At 59.6% G+C, this 17,742-nt stretch carries 18 protein-coding genes, 1 tRNA gene and 1 pseudogene; 9 read left to right on the forward strand and 11 right to left on the reverse strand.

Features of this window, described 5'->3' with window-relative positions; translation table 11 throughout:
* Together AC0KW6_RS10275 and AC0KW6_RS10280 are read right to left on the reverse strand one after the other, a co-directional pair.
* Nucleotides 1–187 (reverse strand): annotated as a pseudogene (locus AC0KW6_RS10275) (IS91 family transposase); the annotation flags it as partial.
* A 93-nt stretch (nucleotides 188–280) separates the two neighbouring features.
* Complete coding sequence (locus AC0KW6_RS10280) at nucleotides 281–862, reverse strand: tyrosine-type recombinase/integrase (RefSeq protein WP_474034858.1); 582 nt, start codon at nucleotides 860–862, stop codon at nucleotides 281–283.
* A gap of 842 nt (nucleotides 863–1,704) precedes the next feature.
* On the opposite strand from AC0KW6_RS10280, the gene AC0KW6_RS10285 reads away from it, so the two are divergent.
* The 8 genes from AC0KW6_RS10285 to AC0KW6_RS10320 all read left to right on the forward strand — a co-directional run bounded on the left by AC0KW6_RS10285 (nucleotide 1,705) and on the right by AC0KW6_RS10320 (nucleotide 6,775).
* Nucleotides 1,705–1,791 (forward strand) — tRNA-Leu (locus AC0KW6_RS10285).
* A gap of 161 nt (nucleotides 1,792–1,952) precedes the next feature.
* Entirely contained in the window at nucleotides 1,953–2,567 is a 615-nt protein-coding gene (locus AC0KW6_RS10290) for a ribonuclease D (protein ID WP_323779392.1), read from the forward strand.
* Nucleotides 2,564–3,532: a KpsF/GutQ family sugar-phosphate isomerase gene (locus AC0KW6_RS10295; protein WP_323779390.1), complete on the forward strand. Its 969-nt coding sequence runs from the start codon at nucleotides 2,564–2,566 to the stop codon at nucleotides 3,530–3,532. Before AC0KW6_RS10290 ends, AC0KW6_RS10295 begins: the two co-directional genes overlap by 4 nt.
* Nucleotides 3,533–3,555: 23 nt before the next feature.
* Nucleotides 3,556–4,155, forward strand: coding sequence for an LPS export ABC transporter periplasmic protein LptC (gene lptC, locus AC0KW6_RS10300; protein WP_474034859.1), 600 nt, complete (start codon nucleotides 3,556–3,558; stop codon nucleotides 4,153–4,155).
* Nucleotides 4,156–4,158: 3 nt separating this feature from the next.
* Entirely contained in the window at nucleotides 4,159–4,671 is a 513-nt protein-coding gene (gene lptA, locus AC0KW6_RS10305) for a lipopolysaccharide transport periplasmic protein LptA (RefSeq protein ID WP_323779386.1), read from the forward strand.
* Nucleotides 4,671–5,429, forward strand: coding sequence for an LPS export ABC transporter ATP-binding protein (gene lptB / locus AC0KW6_RS10310; protein ID WP_323779384.1), 759 nt, complete (start codon nucleotides 4,671–4,673; stop codon nucleotides 5,427–5,429). The genes lptA and lptB overlap by 1 nt, the downstream gene beginning before the upstream one ends.
* A gap of 271 nt (nucleotides 5,430–5,700) precedes the next feature.
* Nucleotides 5,701–6,258, forward strand: a complete 558-nt coding sequence (hpf, locus tag AC0KW6_RS10315; protein WP_323779382.1) for a ribosome hibernation-promoting factor, HPF/YfiA family — start codon at nucleotides 5,701–5,703, stop codon at nucleotides 6,256–6,258.
* Between the two features lie 52 nt (nucleotides 6,259–6,310).
* The gene (locus AC0KW6_RS10320) at nucleotides 6,311–6,775 is read left to right on the forward strand and encodes a PTS sugar transporter subunit IIA (RefSeq protein ID WP_323779380.1); all 465 of its coding nucleotides are present in this window, start codon (nucleotides 6,311–6,313) and stop codon (nucleotides 6,773–6,775) included.
* A 280-nt stretch (nucleotides 6,776–7,055) separates the two neighbouring features.
* Here AC0KW6_RS10320 and AC0KW6_RS10325 read toward each other — a convergent pair whose 3' ends face one another.
* From AC0KW6_RS10325 to cysQ, 8 genes are all read right to left on the reverse strand, one after another.
* The gene (locus AC0KW6_RS10325; protein WP_474034860.1) at nucleotides 7,056–8,492 is read right to left on the reverse strand and encodes a nodulation protein NodH; all 1,437 of its coding nucleotides are present in this window, start codon (nucleotides 8,490–8,492) and stop codon (nucleotides 7,056–7,058) included.
* A 6-nt stretch (nucleotides 8,493–8,498) separates the two neighbouring features.
* Nucleotides 8,499–10,199 (reverse strand): DUF5927 domain-containing protein, encoded by a 1,701-nt coding sequence (locus AC0KW6_RS10330; RefSeq protein ID WP_474034861.1) that lies wholly within the window; start codon nucleotides 10,197–10,199, stop codon nucleotides 8,499–8,501.
* A complete protein-coding gene (locus tag AC0KW6_RS10335; RefSeq protein ID WP_323779396.1) occupies nucleotides 10,196–11,182 on the reverse strand; it encodes a glycosyltransferase family 2 protein in 987 nt (328 codons plus the stop codon). Before AC0KW6_RS10335 ends, AC0KW6_RS10330 begins: the two co-directional genes overlap by 4 nt.
* Before the next feature lie 193 nt (nucleotides 11,183–11,375).
* On the reverse strand, nucleotides 11,376–12,416 hold the full coding sequence (locus tag AC0KW6_RS10340; protein ID WP_323779374.1) for a glycosyltransferase family 2 protein: 1,041 nt from the start codon (nucleotides 12,414–12,416) through the stop codon (nucleotides 11,376–11,378).
* A gap of 2 nt (nucleotides 12,417–12,418) precedes the next feature.
* Nucleotides 12,419–13,402: a UDP-glucose 4-epimerase GalE gene (gene galE, locus AC0KW6_RS10345; RefSeq protein ID WP_323779372.1), complete on the reverse strand. Its 984-nt coding sequence runs from the start codon at nucleotides 13,400–13,402 to the stop codon at nucleotides 12,419–12,421.
* Nucleotides 13,403–13,447: 45 nt separating this feature from the next.
* Nucleotides 13,448–14,341 carry a UTP--glucose-1-phosphate uridylyltransferase GalU gene (gene galU, locus AC0KW6_RS10350; protein ID WP_323779369.1) on the reverse strand — a complete coding sequence of 298 codons (894 nt, stop codon included), beginning with the start codon at nucleotides 14,339–14,341 and terminating at the stop codon, nucleotides 13,448–13,450.
* Between the two features lie 178 nt (nucleotides 14,342–14,519).
* A complete protein-coding gene (locus AC0KW6_RS10355; RefSeq protein ID WP_323779367.1) occupies nucleotides 14,520–15,320 on the reverse strand; it encodes a 3-deoxy-manno-octulosonate cytidylyltransferase in 801 nt (266 codons plus the stop codon).
* Nucleotides 15,320–16,117: a 3'(2'),5'-bisphosphate nucleotidase CysQ gene (cysQ, locus tag AC0KW6_RS10360; protein WP_474034862.1), complete on the reverse strand. Its 798-nt coding sequence runs from the start codon at nucleotides 16,115–16,117 to the stop codon at nucleotides 15,320–15,322. Before cysQ ends, AC0KW6_RS10355 begins: the two co-directional genes overlap by 1 nt.
* 112 nt (nucleotides 16,118–16,229) lie before the next feature.
* Between cysQ and AC0KW6_RS10365 the strand changes: the two genes are divergently transcribed.
* Nucleotides 16,230–17,051, forward strand: a complete 822-nt coding sequence (locus AC0KW6_RS10365) for an ABC transporter permease (RefSeq protein WP_323784296.1) — start codon at nucleotides 16,230–16,232, stop codon at nucleotides 17,049–17,051.
* A gap of 77 nt (nucleotides 17,052–17,128) precedes the next feature.
* On the opposite strand, the gene AC0KW6_RS10370 is transcribed toward AC0KW6_RS10365, so the two are convergent.
* Entirely contained in the window at nucleotides 17,129–17,731 is a 603-nt protein-coding gene (locus AC0KW6_RS10370) for an alpha-ketoglutarate-dependent dioxygenase AlkB family protein (protein WP_323784298.1), read from the reverse strand.
* Nucleotides 17,732–17,742: the final 11 nt, after the last annotated feature.

A 17,742-nucleotide genomic window follows, 5' to 3' on the forward strand; every position in this document is an offset into this window, starting at 1 on the left:
TGGCATAGACCACCCATTCGGACTTGCGCAAAGGAGCCAGCCACTCTGCGAAGGCACCGGCCTGCGCCAGCGGTTCCAGGCCGCCGAAGAAGGCCAGCTCCCCGGCGCGGAGAAGCGCCATCAGCCCCTCCAGAAACAGGCCGCCACCGGGCACGATCATATGGATGTGGGGGGGATGGGTCAGGCTGACATGCCCCGCATTGGCCCGCCGCCACGCGGGGCCATGGGCACGGAATATATCAGCAATCTCCAGCCCCGGGCGGGACACCCCGGCGCCCCGTCACTTCAGGCTTCGCTTGAGCGTCTGATCCTGCAACTGCGCCAGCATCTCGTAGGGGCTGACCGTGTCACGGATCGTCTTGGTGGCGACATCGGTGTATTGGGCCGTCGTGCTCAGCTTGGCATGGCCGAGCAGCACTTGGATGATCCGGACATCCGCTGCCCGGCAGGCGCATCCGCAGGATGCTGCCGAGAGGGGGTGTCGGCCTCCAGCAGATGCGTCGCAAAGCTGTGCCGCAGGATATGCAGAGTGGCGGCCTTTTTTGATGCCGGCCATGTTCTGCGCTGGCGTGAAGGCGCGGTTCAGCTGCCGTGGCGGCAGCGGGTTGATCTTCGGCTTGCCGGGGAACAGCCAGCCCTCCGGCCGCGCCTCGCGCCAGTAGCCGCGCAGCAAGCTCAGAAGCCCGGGTGACAGCATCACCTTCCGGTCCTTCCGCCCTTTGCCCTGGTCGACATGGATCAGCATCCGGTCGCTGTCGGTATCGCCGGGCTTGAGGTTGCAGACCTCGGCGGCCCGCAGCCCCGCGCCGCAGGAGATGCTGAGCGCGGCACGGTACTTGAGCCCGGGCCCCGGCGCCGCCATCAGGATGTCCGATACCCTCTTCCACGCTGAAGACTACAGGCAGATCTCTGGGCTGGGTGCGGAACTGCATGCAGCGCTTCATCTCCTCGCGCCTGCAAGTCATGCCGAAGAAGAACCTGAGCGCCACGATCCGGGCGTTGAAAGTCGCCGGCGTTACCCCTGTATCCGTCATCTGCAGTTGATAGGCGCGGAATTCCTCCGGTGTGGCGGTATCCGGCGGGTGCCCGAGGAAAATGGCAAAATCCGTGATCGCCCATCCCGCGGATGCGCATGTCCTCGATCATCCGCTCTCGAAGCGGGGTCGATCTCTCCCCTGTCATGGGAACCTCCTGTCTTTCGATTGAGAAGGCCTCAATCGTCAGGCAGAAATGCCGGTTCCCCAAATGCACCACTGTCAGATCATCGCTGAACACCAGCCTCCCGCGCCAATGCCGCGGAGCGGCTTCGTCCAAGGGCTGCGCTGGAACATCAGGTTCGTTTCGCTCTCGCCTGTGTACGCCTAACAGGGGCTCGACTGTGCCTGCGACAGCAATTGTCCTTACTGTCGAACGGTCTTTCCCGGGTGGTCTATTCTATTATCCTCCGCTCGCCCCTTCGGGTCGCTTCATGCGCAGCATTGGCAAAGCGTCAAGCGGTAAGGTTTTCTCCCTTAGCCATCGCTGACCACCATGCCCGCAAACCAATCCGGCTTCAGCACTGGCCCGAATTTCCACAGCCACCTCACCATAGATTGCGTTCGTTTCAGCCGTGTTTCTTGAAGCGCAAATATTTGCAACGCGGGCCGGGCCATTTTCGTTTGACGCTGCCTGCGACTCCGCTTATACGCCGATCCCACGACACCTGCCCAGGTGGCGGAATTGGTAGACGCGCTAGCTTCAGGTGCTAGTGTCCGTATGGACGTGGAGGTTCGAGTCCTCTCCTGGGCACCATTCCCCGAACATTGGAATTCAGCACTTTCCCCATGTTGTGTGCGGAAAATTGCTTCTGCCCGCGTAAACCAGCTTGCCCTGCCGCAGTTGAGTTTGACCGCCAAAGCGCCTATCTCCACTCCAGCACCTGTCGGCGCGATGATCACGAAAAGGGAATTCCAGTGGCCAACCACCTGTATAAGAACGATCTGCCCGACGGGCTGGACCTCGGCCCCGTTGTCGCCATTGATTGCGAGACCATGGGCCTGAACCCGCACCGTGACCGGCTCTGCGTGATCCAGATGTCAGGCGGTGACGGCAATGCCCATATCGTGCAGGTCGAAATAGGCCAGACCGAAGCACCCAACCTGTGCCGGATGCTGGAAAACCCAAATGTGCTGAAATTATTCCACTTTGGCCGCTTCGACATTGCCGCCATGCACCACGCATTCGGCGCCCTCGCGGCCCCGGTTTATTGCACCAAGATCGCCAGCCGCCTGGTCCGCACCTACACCGACCGTCATGGTCTCAAGAACCTGACCCAGGAACTCTTGGCCATCGACATATCCAAACAGCAGCAGATGAGCGATTGGGGCGCTGAAGAACTGACCGAAGCACAGCTCGATTATGCTGCCTCCGACGTGCTCCACCTCCACAAGCTGCGCAAAGCACTGGACAAGCGCCTCGCCCGCGAGGGCCGTACAGAAATGGCGCAAGCCTGTTTTGATTTCCTCCCCATGCGTGCCAAGCTGGACCTGGCCGGCTGGCCCGACATCGACATTTTTGCTCACTCATGACAGACACTGACAAATTCCTCGTCACCGCGCGGCAGGTGATCACTGATGAAGCCAAGGCGCTGAACACGCTGGCTGAAGGTCTGGATGGCCGCTTTGCCGAAGCGGTGCAGCTGATCCTGCAGGCCAAGGGCCGCATCATCATCAGCGGCATCGGCAAATCCGGCCATATCGGCCACAAGATCGCCGCGACCCTGGCCTCCACCGGCACGCCGGCCTATTTCGTGCATCCGGCCGAAGCCAGCCATGGCGACCTGGGGATGCTGTCCGAAGGCGATGTTGTGCTGGCAATCTCCAACTCGGGAGAGGCGCCGGAACTGGCCAATCTACTGATTTTCACCCGCCGTTTCGGGATTCCGCTGATCGGGCTGTCCAGCAAGATGGACAGCACCTTGATGAAGCAAGCGGATGTGCATCTGCAGATCCCCTCATTGGGCGAGGCCTGCGGTTTTGGCATGGTACCCTCAATTTCCACCACGCTGACACTGGCAATAGGCGATGCGCTGGCGATAGCGTTGATGAAACACCGGAATTTCCGCCCGGAGAACTTCCGCGACTTCCACCCAGGCGGCAAACTGGGCGCGCAGCTCAGCAAGGTCCGCGACCTGATGCACGCCCGAGATGCCCTGCCGCTTGTCACTGAGGATACCCCGATGTCCGATGCGCTGATCGAGATCAGCCAGAAGGGATTTGGAGTGGCAGGCGTGACCTCCGCAGATGGGGCGCTCGCCGGTATTATCACAGACGGCGACCTGCGCCGCCATATGGACGGTTTGCTGGACAAGAGCGCTGCCGAAGTCATGACTGCAAACCCCGCCTCTATTGCTCCCGGCGCCATGGCCCAGGAGGCCGTCGCCGTTATGAACCAGCGGAAGATCACCTGCCTGTTCGTGGTTGATCCGGACAATGGCGGCAAGGCCGAAGGTCTCTTGCATATCCACGACTGCCTGCGCGCAGGTCTGGGTTGACGCTGGGGCCGGTGAGAAAAAGCATGGACAATTATTCCAGAGCCGTTGCCTATCTCAAGGTGCTGCTGCCGCTGGCAGCACTGGTTCTGATGTCCACCATGTTCCTGATCTCCCGCGGAGTGAACACCGACGCGGTGATCCCTTTTGCCCAAAAGGAAATCGAAGACCGGATGAAAGGCCAGCAAGTCACTGCCCCCTTCTTTTCCGGCACCACCGCACAAGGCGACGAGATCATGGTTACCGCTGCGCTCGCCCGACCGGGCAGTGACGGCACACCTGCCGTCGCCAGCGATCTTTCCGCCGAATTCATTTTGGCTGAGGGCGGCAGGATCACGCTTAAGTCGGAAAGCGGCGCGATCCATCCTGGCCAGAATATGGCGCGCTTTAGCGGCAATGTGACCATCACCACCGCAGACGGGCTGATCGTTGAGACCCAGGAGCTAAACACAGCGCTCAGCGGGCTGGAAGCCGACAGCCCTGGCTCAGTCCGTGCGGCAGGCCCAATCGGCGAGCTGACCGCAGGTAACATGCGGATCGAAGCGAAAACCGGGGGCGGACCGGTCCACATACTGTTCAAAAACGGGGTGAAGCTGCTATACGACCCCCAGCAACCGGAAAGATAAACTGTGTCCTATTTGCGCGCATTGATTTTTTGCCTTCCGCTCGCGGTCTTTCCCGGCCTCGCGGCAGCGCAGACAGCATCCGTTGCTTTTGGCGCGGTCAAAGCCGACCCCAGTCAGCCGGTTGAAGTCACCGCCGACAATCTGGCGGTAAACCAAGCCAATGGCTCGGCAGAGTTTACCGGCAGTGTGCTCATCGTACAGGGCATCATGCGGCTGTCCGCTGACAAGGTTCTGGTGATCTACAAAACCGCTGGCGAAACTGAAGCCAAAGCCGGCATCGAACGGCTGGAAGCCACCGGCAATGTGGTTCTGGTCAGCGGTCCGGACGCTGCCGAGGCCCAACGCGCCGAATACACGATTGATCAAGGTACCATCGTGATGACCGGCAATGTGCTGCTGAGCCAGAAAGGCGGCACTCTCGCTTCCAACCGGCTCGAGGTGAACCTGACCACGGGCACCGCCAAAATGGCCGGCCGCGTGAAAACGATCCTAAACCCGGACGGCGGCAGCAACTGATGACGAAACCTGGTCTGACCGTCACTGAAGGCTCCTCCGGGCTGCGCATTGACAAACTGCGCAAGTCCTACCGCAAACGGGTGGTGATCCGGGACGTATCGATGTCGCTGAACCGGGGCGAGGTGGTGGCACTGCTGGGCCCCAATGGGTCAGGCAAGACCACCAGTTTTTACACCATTGCAGGTCTGGTTTTCCCCGAAGCAGGCACCGTCAGCATCGATGGCCAGAACGTGACCGGCCTGCCGATGTACCGGCGCGCGCGGCTGGGCATCGGCTATCTGCCGCAGGAAATGTCGATCTTCCGTGGCCTGTCGGTCGAGGACAATATCTCTGCCGTTCTGGATATCTCGCAAAAGCATGAGCACAAGCGGCGCGAGCGGCTGGAAGAGCTCTTGTCGGACTTCTCGATCGAGCACCTGCGCCGCGCCCCCGCGCTGGCGCTGTCGGGTGGTGAACGCCGCCGGGTAGAAATCGCCCGCTGCCTGGCGGCCGACCCCAAGTACCTGCTGCTCGACGAACCCTTCGCCGGGGTCGATCCGATCTCGGTCGGCGACATCCGCCATCTGGTGGCCGATCTCAAGAAACGCGGCATCGGGGTGCTGATCACCGACCACAATGTACGTGAAACGCTGGAGATCGTTGACCGCGCCTATATCCTGCACGACGGCCAGGTTCTGATGTCTGGCAGCCCCGAGGAAGTGGTTGAAAATGAAAACGTCCGCCGGGTTTACCTGGGCGACAATTTCCGTATTTCCTAACCCTCGCGCTGGCAGCGAACCACCGGGAATTCTGCCTGAAAAGCCTTGGTTCTTTTTTCCGGGATATCCATTGACTCTCCCGCCGACTTGCCGTCGAATTGACCCATGGCATACGCGCAGTCCGATGCAATCCGCTTAATAGCCTTGGCAACAAGGCCCGGATGGATGCACCCGGACGGCTGGCCTGCCCCCCGGTTCCGGACCTGACGTGATAGCGCCAAGGATTGCCTTGGCGGCGGGCCCGGCCGCAATAATTCGTAAAGGAGATCACATGCGTTACAAAATAAGCGGTAAACAGATCGACATCGGCGAAGCTCTGCAGACACATGTGCAAAACGAGCTGGGTTCGGCCGTTCAGAAATACGCAGAACGGCCAACCGACGCGTCCGTGGTCTTTTCCCGTTCGGCGCATGAATACGTGTGTGAAGCCACCGTCCATCTGTCGACCGGATTGAGCGCCCAGGCCAAGGCGCACGAAACCGAAATCTACGCCGCATTCGATGCCTGCTGCGAAAAAATGGAAAAGCAATTGCGCCGTTACAAGCGCAGGCTGAAGGATCACCACAAGGATCGCAGCGAACCGGTTGAACATCTGGGCGCCAATTCGTATATCCTCGCCTCAGAGGAAGCGGATTCCGAACCGGACTCGCTGCAGCCGATCATCGTCGCCGAAATGGAAACCCGCATACCGTCGCTGTCGGTCGGCGAGGCGGTGATGCAGATGGAGCTGGCAGGGGCACCGGTTCTGGTTTTCCGCAACGAAGGCAAAGACGGGTTGAATGTGGTCTACCGCCGCGAAGACGGCAACATCGGCTGGATCGATCCGTAATCACACCTAAGGCATCGGCGCCCCAGTGGGGGCGCCGGAACGGAGCAGACATATGCACATTTCCAGCATCCTCAAGCCAGAGGCCGTCCGGGTGATCGGTGCGGTCTCAAGCAAGAAGCGCCTGTTTCAGGAAATCGCAGACATCGCTCAACTTGCCTACGGCCAGGATGCCCAAGCGGCGGTCGAGGCCTTGCTGGACCGCGAAAGCCTTGGCCCCACCGGGGTTGGCCATGGCGTCGCACTGCCGCACGCCAGGCTCGACACGGTCAGCGAGGTTCGCGGCATCTTCCTGATCCTGGAAAAGCCGCTGGATTTCGGAGCGGTTGACCGCCAGCCTGTGGATATTGCCTTTGCCCTGTTTGCTCCGGAAGATGCCGGTGTCGAGCATTTGAAGGCGCTGGCGCTGGTGTCACGCACCCTGCGCGAACAAAGCTTCTGCACCAAACTGCGCGCCAACCACGACCCGGCTACGCTATACACCATCCTGACAGAAGATCAGTCCGTACAAGCGGCCTGATTTCTGTACTAAGTCTGCCCGCAGTCGATTTTGCGGGTTTTTACGCCTGCGTGACTTTGGTCAGAAGCCACCTCGCCCCAGCTTCCTATCCAGACAGTCTCCCGCCATTTCACCTCACTCTTCCCATCGGTCCGTGCGGCAGCCTCCGCTTGCCAGTAGTTTCCTTGATTTGAAAAGTTCTGCGCCAAATGCGGAACCAGGCCCAAAGCCGCCCTAAATGTAGCCTCAGTCAAACCTCCGGCGGGTACGGGCGCACTGCACCCGTTTTAACGCAGGCGGATCAGCCTGCACGCCAAGGATCGAAGCCAAACGCCAGATAATCGCGCTGGTAAACCGAACCGATCAGCGCCTCCAGATCCGCATCGTATATCTCATCCAGCCCGAAAGGCGCCTGGGGTGCTACAGCCGGAACTTCGCCTGGCTCCAGCCGTCCCTGCCTGCGGGCCAGTGCAGGCAGATCTTCACTCATCTCCGCCTCGCGGATCAGCAAATCCGGCTGCCCAAGTTCAGCGAACCCGGCCAGCGTCTGGCTTTGGCTGATCCACTCCGCATCCACCCGGATGGAAGTCTGACCTGACAGATTGGCCCGAACGAAGTTCAGAAAGCCGGAAAAAGCGTCCCGGTGCTGTGCCCGGGTATAACCCTCATCCGGTCCCTCTTCGGGCAAAATCAACCCGAACTGCCGCCGCAGCGTATTGCGGATGGCACGGTAGCTGCCTTCGCCGGCATTCAAGATCCGATGGCAGAACACAGCGTGGGCCCGCGCCGCGGGATGGCGCAAAACGGTAAAGCTGCGGAACCCCTTATTGCCGCGCTTCCATTGGCGCAGCTGTTTCTGATTCATGCCCTGGATCAGCCCATCTGGCGCCACGTGATCCAGCCCGGCCATCCATTGCACGACTTCCTTCTCCGGCCCGCCCTTGATGGGCATGTACAAAAGCGGCGTCACCACTCCCGCCACATAACCAGGGACCGCCGGGCCGCGGCGCGGCTCGAAATTGGGGGTGCGGGTGAGGTTGAAGCGGTCCAAGCCCGACAGCGCCTCTTGCATTGCTTCAGGGTTTGCCACCTTGGCCAGCACCGGCGCAGGGTTCTGCCGCTTGAGGCTCCCATCCAGTGCCTCCATCTGTTGCGAAACGCCCAGCCAGCGCGCCAGCCCGTTCATCACATCAACGCTTTGCAGGTCCTCGTAAGCCACGTAGAACGCCGTCTGCCCCAGAGCCTGCAACCGGTTCAGCAGTGTCACCTGAAAATCTTGCAGCGACTCTACATGGGCGGAAAACTCTGCCGCATCAAACTGCGCCTTGGCTTCCTTGCGGCGTTTTACATCGGTCAGCTTCCACTGCCCGGTCGCCTTGGCAATCTTCCAGGAAACATAGCTGTCCAGCGGGTTGCGGGTCAGGATGATCTTGGCACATCGCGGATCTTCCAGCATCAGATCCAGAACCCGCGGATCATGGTCATGGAAGTAGCGGCAGCCGCCCAGCGCCTTTGGATCTGATTTGATCTTCTGGATCAACCGGGCCGGATCCGCCTCCCGCATGGCCTGCGTCACCCCCAGGATATCGCTTTTATTCGGATAGCCGATGAAATGCGGATTGAAGGCTTCGCCGTGGCAGGCAAGCCCGTCAAAAGCATTCAGATTGGCCTCCAGGAAATTGGAGCCCGTCCGCATTTCTGCAAAGACCACAAAATAATCGAACGAAGAAGCAGGCATCAGAGTTTATCGCACCAGATAGGGTTTGCGTTGCGGCTTGGAGAGGCTGACTGGGCTTTGCTCAACCGGGAAATCTCCCATCAAATAGGGATGCATGCCCTGATTTTTGAGATTTTGCAGGAACTGCCCAAAGCCCTCAAGGTTCGTCATCTTGGGGGCCTCGCTCAGATGACGTGCTGCCAGAGGGCCGATTTCGTCAATGATCGTCTGCAACGGCTCCATCGGTGCCTCTACAAACTCGGCCATGCTCCAGATCCGCACCCGTGCCTTGGTCCATTGCGAGCGCAGGATCTGCAACTGCTCAGCCTCTGTCTGCTGCAGTTTTGCCGCTTTCTGCCGGAGTTCTGCGAAATTGCAGTTGGATTTGAACAACGGCACCGCCCAGGCACCGCTGATGACAGAAATCTGCACATTTGCATCCCGCGCCATCAACCAGTTTACTGCCTGATTGTCGCCGGGTCCGAACTGAAAACACTGGCGTTCGCCGCGGGTGTTCCAGATCAGGCTGGTCAGAAAGCTTTCCGGATTATAGTCGCGGATCCTGGCATGGCTGTTGAGGCAACCATTGATCAAACTCTGCCCTTCAGAGAACGCCGCCCCTTGCGGAGCGAATATGTGCCCATGAACACGCGCGCCCGTGGTTCGGGCCAGCCAGCCCTCAAAATCGTCGAACAGTTCCGTAAATCCCTGGAACACCGAATAGGGGCTGGATGTAATGCCATTCTCCGAGCCTTGGCCGGGAAACCGGCTTTGCATGTATAAACCTGGCCTGCCGCGGGTGCGCCGCTCTACCGCCTTGGCAAAAATCCGGTCGATCTTTCCCGGGTTCGGCTCAGTCCGTTTCATCGCGCCAGCAGGGTCGGTCAGAAACGCCTGATACAGGCGTTCAGCATGAGGCCAGATCTTGCGGGCAACAAAGCAATCGGACCGGCGCAGAAGCTGCAAATGATCATCGTAGAAGATATGCGGCTTACCCTGGAAATCGAATTTCGACAGCGTCAGAGAGCGGCTTTCGATATTACTGGAATACTGCCGCACTAGAGTCTGGAAATAACTCTCATCCGGAATCCAGACCTTGCGGAAATAGGTATCATAAACCGGACGTTCCGGATCCTCCAGGATCGCCGACAGGGTATGACGGGTCAGGCACCACCATTGGCTGCCCATATGCGGGACAAGGCCGGCCGGGATCCGGCGCCTGAAACGCAGTTTGCGCTGCAGATCCACGTAACGGTCGAACAGATAACGGTGTTTCTTCCAGGAAAACGGGAACCTAAGCGTGAAACGCTCATGGCTTAGTCCGCCGACAATCCACGGCACATCCGCAGTGGTGGCGCTTTCAATGAAATCGGTGCGCGGGCGGTCTGCCAGGTAATCGATCAGCTCCTGCACCGGCCGGAGGGGCAGGCACGACCCGGAGGCCAGATAAACATGGCGCACTTGCGGAAACTCCGCCAGTATCATCTCGGACGCCGATTGCGAAGCCGCAACAATCCCCCAGGTGCCCCATTCGCACCGATGGCGGGCGGAAAACCTGACCAGCGGGTCATCTGCCAGCGCGTCTTTGAAACGCGTGAACGCCTGATTCCCCACGTTGCGGTCGACATGCAGCACCACCGGGCAGCCGCTGGCTGTCCAGTGCCGCACCACCTGCGCCGCCCGCTCCAACGCGGTGTGCACCAGCATGACGACCCCGACCGCGCTCATGCCCAGTTTCCTTTGGACATCATCCCCAGAATCTCAAGCTGGCGCCAGTTGATGTATTTTTCACTCCATTTGCACCACAGCTCGGGCTGATCCTCCAGCTTTCCTGCATAGGCCTTATACTCTGCGGAGCCAGCATAATGCTGCCCGCGGACCAGTTCCTCCTGCGCCTTAACCGTGAAGGTATCGAGAAATTTTGTATGCAGGAGCGCCCCGCTTGCTTTCTCGCCACCATCGGCCTCATAGACCTGGTTCAATCCCCGCGGCAACAGCGCGTGGGTAGAGCTGGCATAGGCAAAGCGGCGGTGCCATTTGACCAGCGGGATCTTGTTCAGCGCCGGCGCTCGCTGGGGCTGGTCTGCAAAAAACACCCGCGACCGCGGCCCGCCCTGGATCCACAAATTGCCGTATTCCGGGTTGCGGCTGATCGTGTAGTTGCCGCTGTCGAACCAATGGGCAATCTCCAACGGGTTCTGACCCGGCTGGTACGGAACCTCGCCAATTCTGCCCTTGGGATAGACATCAATCAGCATGGCCGAAAAACTGCGGATCGCCGAATTGTCCAGCCAATCGGTCAAAGCGCGTATCGGCCGGGTGTCGCAGAACGGGTAGATAAAGAATTCATCCGGATCCACCACCAGAACCCAATGCCCATCCGCATATTTGCGTTTCAGGCCGTTCATCCAGTCAATGCCGAAGCCGGAACGCTTGTAGCTCGCTGTGGTGTGCCACAGAGAAACATCGTCCATGCCGCGCAGATAATCCGCGCTACCATCGGTAGAGCCATTGTCAACAAACAGGAAATGATTGATTCCCATGCTGCGGTAATACTGCAAGAAATAGGGCAGCCGGATCTGCTCGTTGCGCATGGTGCAGACCAGCAGGATATCCCCCGGCCGGATTGCCTTGGTCTTGTCCTGCACAGTCGTTAGCTCACTGGATTTGCGCACCGCACGGATCAAACGCCGCTTGCGCCGCAATCGCATCCGGTAAGAATCCCAAAGCCCCACGTTCACTCCAAACTAATATCCAGGGAGCGCGCTCACCCGTACAGGCCTAGCAGAACCTGCCTCAAGTTTCCGCACAATATGTCACGGGCATATTGTATTAACAACGAATTTAGAAACAGTTACGCATCCGCACGGCCTTGCTGCAACACTTCTGTGGCTGTTCGGCAAGTCACCAGATGATCGGCGTCATCAACCCGGAATTTGCCAACTGCTCCGGCTCCCGGTACCGAACCGATCCAGAATGCCACAAGTCCGGAGCTCCCGAGATTTCGTCGTAGTAACTGTCAAACTGCAGCGGCGTATGAAAGTGCTGCCGCCGCTGCTTTTCTGTTGCTGACTTGAAAACAATTTCAGGCAGGAACTTGGTGTGCAGCAGTACTCCTGAGGGCTCCGGCCCGCCCGGCCCGTCATAGAGCGCATTCATCTGCGGAGGCAGCAGCGAATGGGTTGAGTTCACATAGGAATAGCGCCGGTCCCAAAGGATCAGCGGCAGTTTGTTTAATGTCGGCGAACGTTCTGGCTGCTTCTGAAAAAAAACTCTTTCGCGGGCGCCGCCCTGGACCCAAAGGTTGCCCATCGGCTGCTGCCGCACGGCCCGGTATGGCCCCGTGTCAAACCATTGCAGAATTTCGCACGGGTCCTGTCCCGGCGCATAGCTTTGCGCGCCCAGCGCCCCCTTAGGATAGAGATCGAGCATCAGGGCGCCAAAACCCCGGCGCCCTTGCTGTTCCAGGCTTTGCGTCAAGTCGTCCAGCCCGCGCTTTTCCACGCCGGAATAGACCAGCAGCTCATCCGCATCCACCGTCAGACACCAGCGCCCATGGCCGTAGCGGATCAGCAGCCAACCCAGCCAGTCGAGCCCAAAGCGCGCCTCCCGGTAACTAGAAGCGGTCTGCCAAACGGAAACATCGCGCTGCCGGGCCAGATATTCAGGGCTCCCATCATTGCTATCGTTATCGACAACCAGGAAATGCACAGCCCCCAGACGCCGGTAATACTCCAGGAAATAGGGCAGCCGGGTGATCTCGTTGCGCAAAACGATAAAGACCAGAACCCCGTTCCTGGGGATTCGGCCTGAACGATCAGCCAATTTGCACATCTGACGACGGGCCCGCAACGCCCGCCACAGCATGCGCCGCCGCTTCCACCGCATCCGGTAGGCCCAGGCGAGGCCCAGAGGCGGCATGTCAGGGGCGGCGGAGCGCGCCATGCTCAGGCCTCGTAGTGACCTGTCTTATGCCATTTCCACGCGTCGGCGATCATCACCTCCAAGGTGGAGCGGCGCGGCTCCCAGCCCAAATCGGTGACCGCACGGGTCGAACCCGACACCAGCTTGGTGCAATCTCCCGCGCGGCGCTCACCTGTGTTGCAAGGCACCTTCTGACCGGTCACCGCCTCGGCCTTGTCCATCACTTCGCGCACGGAAAAGCCAGAACCGGTGCCAAGGTTGAACACCTGGCTGCCTTTGCCCGCCTCCAGCCACTTCACCCCCAAGACATGCGCGTCCACCAGATCGCAGACATGCACATAATCGCGGATGCAGGTGCCGTCCGGAGTATCGTAATCGGTGCCGAAAATGGTCAGCGCATCGCGTTTTCCCGCAACCGCATCCAGCACCAGCGGCACTAGATGGGTCTCCGGGCGGTGGAACTCGCCCACCTCGGCCTCAGGGTCAGCCCCCGCCACATTGAAATAACGGAAGATCACCGAACGCAACCCGTTCGCAGCACCGAAATCTTTGAGAATATCCTCGACCGCGCGCTTGGAGGCGCCATAGGCATTCAGCGGCAGCTGCGGCGTGTTTTCGTCCAGCACCACATTGTCATGCTCACCATAGGTGGCACAGGTCGAGGAGAACACGAAGTCCAGGCAGCCTGCCGCCACTGCGGCCTCAATCAGATTGAGCGACCCGCCGGTGTTGTTGGCCCAATAGCGGCCCGGCTCGCTCATCGCTTCGCCCACTTGGCTGAGCGCCGCGAAATGCATCACAGCAGCCGGCTGATACTTGGCAAATACCTCATCCAGCCGTGCCCGGTCGCTCAAATCGCCCTTTTCAAACGGGCCGAATTTCACCGCGTCCTGCCAGCCGGTTACCAGGTTGTCGTAGGTTACCGGGATATAGCCCGCCGCTTTCAGCGCTTTGCAGGCATGCGAGCCGATATAGCCGGCTCCACCGGTTACAAGTATATGTGTCACTGTCTCTGCCCCATTCGGGGCCGCCCCGGGAGACGGCCAGACTGGTTACTGCGCGGCTTTACCAACCTGCGCGATCTCGGAAATGTAGTTCATCAGATCGTCCCGCAGCTCGTCGCGGGCCAGCGCAAAGGCCACGGTTGCCTGCAAAAAGCCCGCCTTGGAGCCGCAATCAAACCGCTGGCCGCGGAACCGGTAGCCGTAAACCGGCACGTCCTGCGCAATATCCTCCGCAATGGCGTCAGTCAGTTGGATCTCGCCGCCCGCACCCGACTTCATCTTGTTGAGGTTTTTCAAAACCGAAGGCGACAGGATATAGCGGCCGATCACCGCCAGGTTCGAAGGCGCCTCGCCTGCACTCGGCTTTTCTACCATACCATTTGCCGAAACCACCTGGCCCATGTCGTCCTTCACATCAAGCACCCCGTAAGAGGACGTCTTTTCAGGCGGAACCTCCATCGCTGCTACCATGTTGCCGCCGGTTTCCTCATAGGCTTCGACCATCTGCTGCAGGCACGGTTTTTCCGCTGCGATCACGTCATCCGGCAAGATCACCGCAAAGGGCTCATTGGCGATCAGCCGACGGGCGCACCAGACTGCATGGCCCAGGCCCAGCGCCTTGTGCTGGCGAATATAGGCAATGGCTCCTGATTCCATATTGGTGTCTTGCAACAAGTCCAACAGGTCTTGTTTGCCCTTTTTGCGCAGCTCCTGCTCCAGCACCGGCGAATGGTCAAAATAGTCTTCCAGCGCACCTTTGCCGCGCGAGGTGACAAAAATGAACTCTTTAATCCCGGCGGCACGCGCCTCGTCGATGGCGTATTGCACCAGCGGCCGGTCGACCAGAGTCATGATTTCCTTCGGAACGGATTTGGTTGCGGGGAGGAAACGGGTTCCCATACCTGCAACGGGAAAAATTGCCTTAGTTACCTTTTTACGCATGGCGCTCTCTCAATACTAAAATTCCAGGCCGGATACCGTTTTCACATTCCCTCGGGGAAGGGTGAAGCTCCGCTAGACCTGGCTGTCCCCAACATTTTGCGATGCCGCTGCCATCGGCCCCTGGCTGCATCCCTCTAGTGTGTATTTGCCTGTGTCAGTACCTACTACCATTCTCCGCCTACTCGTGACCCATCTTCTTCATCATCGCCTCCAGCCGCGGCACGTCTTCCGGGTTATTGAGTTCCCAAAACTCGCGCCCTCGGGCTTCGACTTCGACACACAGAACTTTGCGGCCGTTTTCCAGGAAGCGCAGCTGTTCCAATCCTTCCAGATTCTCCAGCGGCCCCGCTGTCCAGTTAGAATACGCCGCCAAGGCGTCCGGACGGTAGGCATAGACACCAACATGATGAAAGACCGGCGTAACTTCGCCATCACCAAAGGCCTGCGCGCAATACGGAACCACTTCTTTAGAGAAATAGAGCGCACTGCGGTCTTCGGCAAATACTGCGGTGGTGCCGCCGACCCGGCCGGCCTTGCGATCGGCCAGAAGACTGTTCAGCATACCGCCATTGCAGCGCAGCACCGGCGTCGCCAGCCCCATGCTGGGGGAGGCCCGCAGCCCCGCCACCAGATCCTCGACAAACCAGTGCGGTGTCAGCGGGGCGTCCCCTTGCAGGTTCACCACGATGTCATAGCCGCCGCCCAGCGCCGCATGCGCCTCGGCACAGCGTTCGGTGCCATTGGCGCAGCTTTCCGAGGTCATCACCACCTCGGCGCCAAAGCCCTCTGCCGCCTGCCTGATGCGAATGTCATCCGTCGCAACCACCACCCTGTCGACGCCCTGCACCGTACAGGCCGCCCGCCAAGACCGCTCCACCAGCGTCCGCTTTCCGCCGGTGGCACCGGTGAGCGGCACCAGCGGCTTGCCGGGATAGCGGGTCGAAGCGTAGCGGGCGGGGATGACGATCAGAACAGACATCAGGCTTTCTTCAGCTCCACAGCCGGTGCATAGGCGATGAAAAACGGGTTCGCATAGCCTTCCTTGCCGTAAACAAGCGGGGTGTGATCGTCAAAACGCACGACTTTTCCGCCAGCGCCTGCGAGTACCGCATGACCGGCAGCTGTATCCCATTCCATGGTACGGCCAACACGCGGATACAGATCCGCCTCGCCGGTGGCCACCAGGCAGAACTTCAGCGAAGAGCCGGCGCTCTTGCTGTCTTTCACATTGTACTTTCCGATATAATCGTCGGTTGCCTGATCGCGGTGCGATTTCGACGCCACCACCATCAATGCAGCGTTGTCACTGCTGGCGACCCGGATCGGAGTTACTTCACCGATAGTGTCCGGATCAAACGCGCCGGTTTCCTCCACAGCGGTGCCATCCGCCAGGGTAAAGAACATCCGTTCCTTAGCCGGAGCATAGACCACACCACGGGTCGGCACGCCCTTTTCCACCAACGCGATATTCACGGTGAAATCGCCGCGCCGGTGAATGAATTCCTTGGTGCCATCCAAGGGATCGACGATCAGAAAGGTATCGCCGCGCTCTTTGTGGGAGTCGGATTGTTCTTCAGTGACCAGCATCATGTCCGGGAAGGCCGCCCGCAGACCTTCAGAGATCAGCGCATCTGCAGCTTCATCCGCTGCCGTTACCGGGCTTTCGTCGGATTTGACCTTCACGTCGAAATCGTCGGAATTGTAGATCTCCATGATCTTTGCCCCGGCCTCAATTGCCAGCCGGCGGATCACGGGCACCAGGTCTTCATATGTCACGCAGATCTCCCTAACACGGGTTTAATTGAAAATTTGCCTCTTGCCCCTTATGATGCGCAGATAACAGAACGGCAAGCAGCCGCATTGAATTCGAGCAGAGAATACAGGTCTCATGTTTCAACAGCGCACGCAGCAATCCTCGGTTTCCGGGTTCCTCTCACTAAGCGAGGTGGTCTTCCATTCGGTCGTGCGCAGCGTCCGCTCCAAACACAACAATGCTTTTGCGGCCCTGGCACTGAACATCCTGCAGGCCGTCCTCTTCGTTGCAGCTTTTTTTGCCATGTTTGCACTGCTGGGCCTGCGCGGTTCCGCCATTCGCGGCGACTTCCTGCTCTATGTTATGTCCGGTGTGTTCCTGTTCATGGTCCACACCAAGACCGTCGGTGCCGTTGCCAGTGCCGAGGGGCCGAGCAGCCCGATGATGCAGCATGCGCCGATGAACACGATGGTGGCCATTCTGTCCGCCGCCATCGGCGCGCTGTACATTCAAGTCTTTTCACTGTTCATCATCCTGTTTGTCTACCACGTCGCATTCACACCGGTGCACATCGAAGAGCCTATACCTGCCTTTGGCATGATTTTGCTGGCCTGGACCACTGGCGCCTCAGTCGGGCTGGTGTTCCTGGTGCTGAAGCCTTGGGCACCTGGGCTGGTGAGTATTCTGACGATGATCTATCAACGCGCCAATATGATTGCTTCGGGCAAGATGTTCCTGGCCAACACGCTGCCCAGCTTCATGCTTGCCATGTTCGACTGGAACCCGCTGTTTCACTGCATCGACCAGGCCCGCGGATTTGTCTTTATAAACTACAACCCGCATTTCAGCTCCTGGCAGTATGCGGCCTGGGTAGCGCTGGTGCTGATTGTGATTGGCCTGATGGGCGAATTCTACACCCGCCGCCAGGTCTCCATCAGCTGGGGCGCGCGGCGGTAACCGCAATAACCGGTCCAGGTTTTTTCTCCAAAAGACTTGGCAAAAGATAGCCGCGACACCTTTGCGCCGCACTGGCATCACGTGACCATTCTGAGTGTCAAGTTGATCCGCCCGCCCTTGGGCAGCAGCCGTGATGATTTGAACCGGATCCGGTCTATCCCATGGTAGGTCAGCCGCGCCGCGCCGCCCATGACCACGGCATCGCCCGAGCTGAGCCAGACCGATTCCGTCTTGCCGCCGCGGCTGCGGTTGCCGATCCGGAACAGCGCATCATCTCCCAAGCTGATTGACACCACAGGGTAGGAGAAATCCGCCTCATCCTTGTCCTGATGCAGCCCCATCCGCGCACCTTCTCCGTAGTAATTCAGCAAGCAGCATTCCGGCACCCGCTCCAACCCGGTCAGCTGCCGCCATATCTCCAGCACCGCCTCCGGGATATCCGGCCACTTGCACCCGGAGGGGTGCTGCTCCGCATAGCGGTAACCGGAGGCGTCAGAATACCAGCCGAACTGACCCGCCGACGTCATCCGTACCGACATCTGCCCGCCGCCCCGCATCTTGGGTGAAAACAGCGGCGCCGCTTTCAGCACTGGCCGCAACGCGTCTATCAACGCCGCTTGCCGGGCCGGATCAAGCAATCCCTTGTAGACATCGAAATCGCGCACACGCAGCAAGGTCATTGCCGTTCATC

The organism is Leisingera sp. SA215 (genome assembly GCF_055902035.1).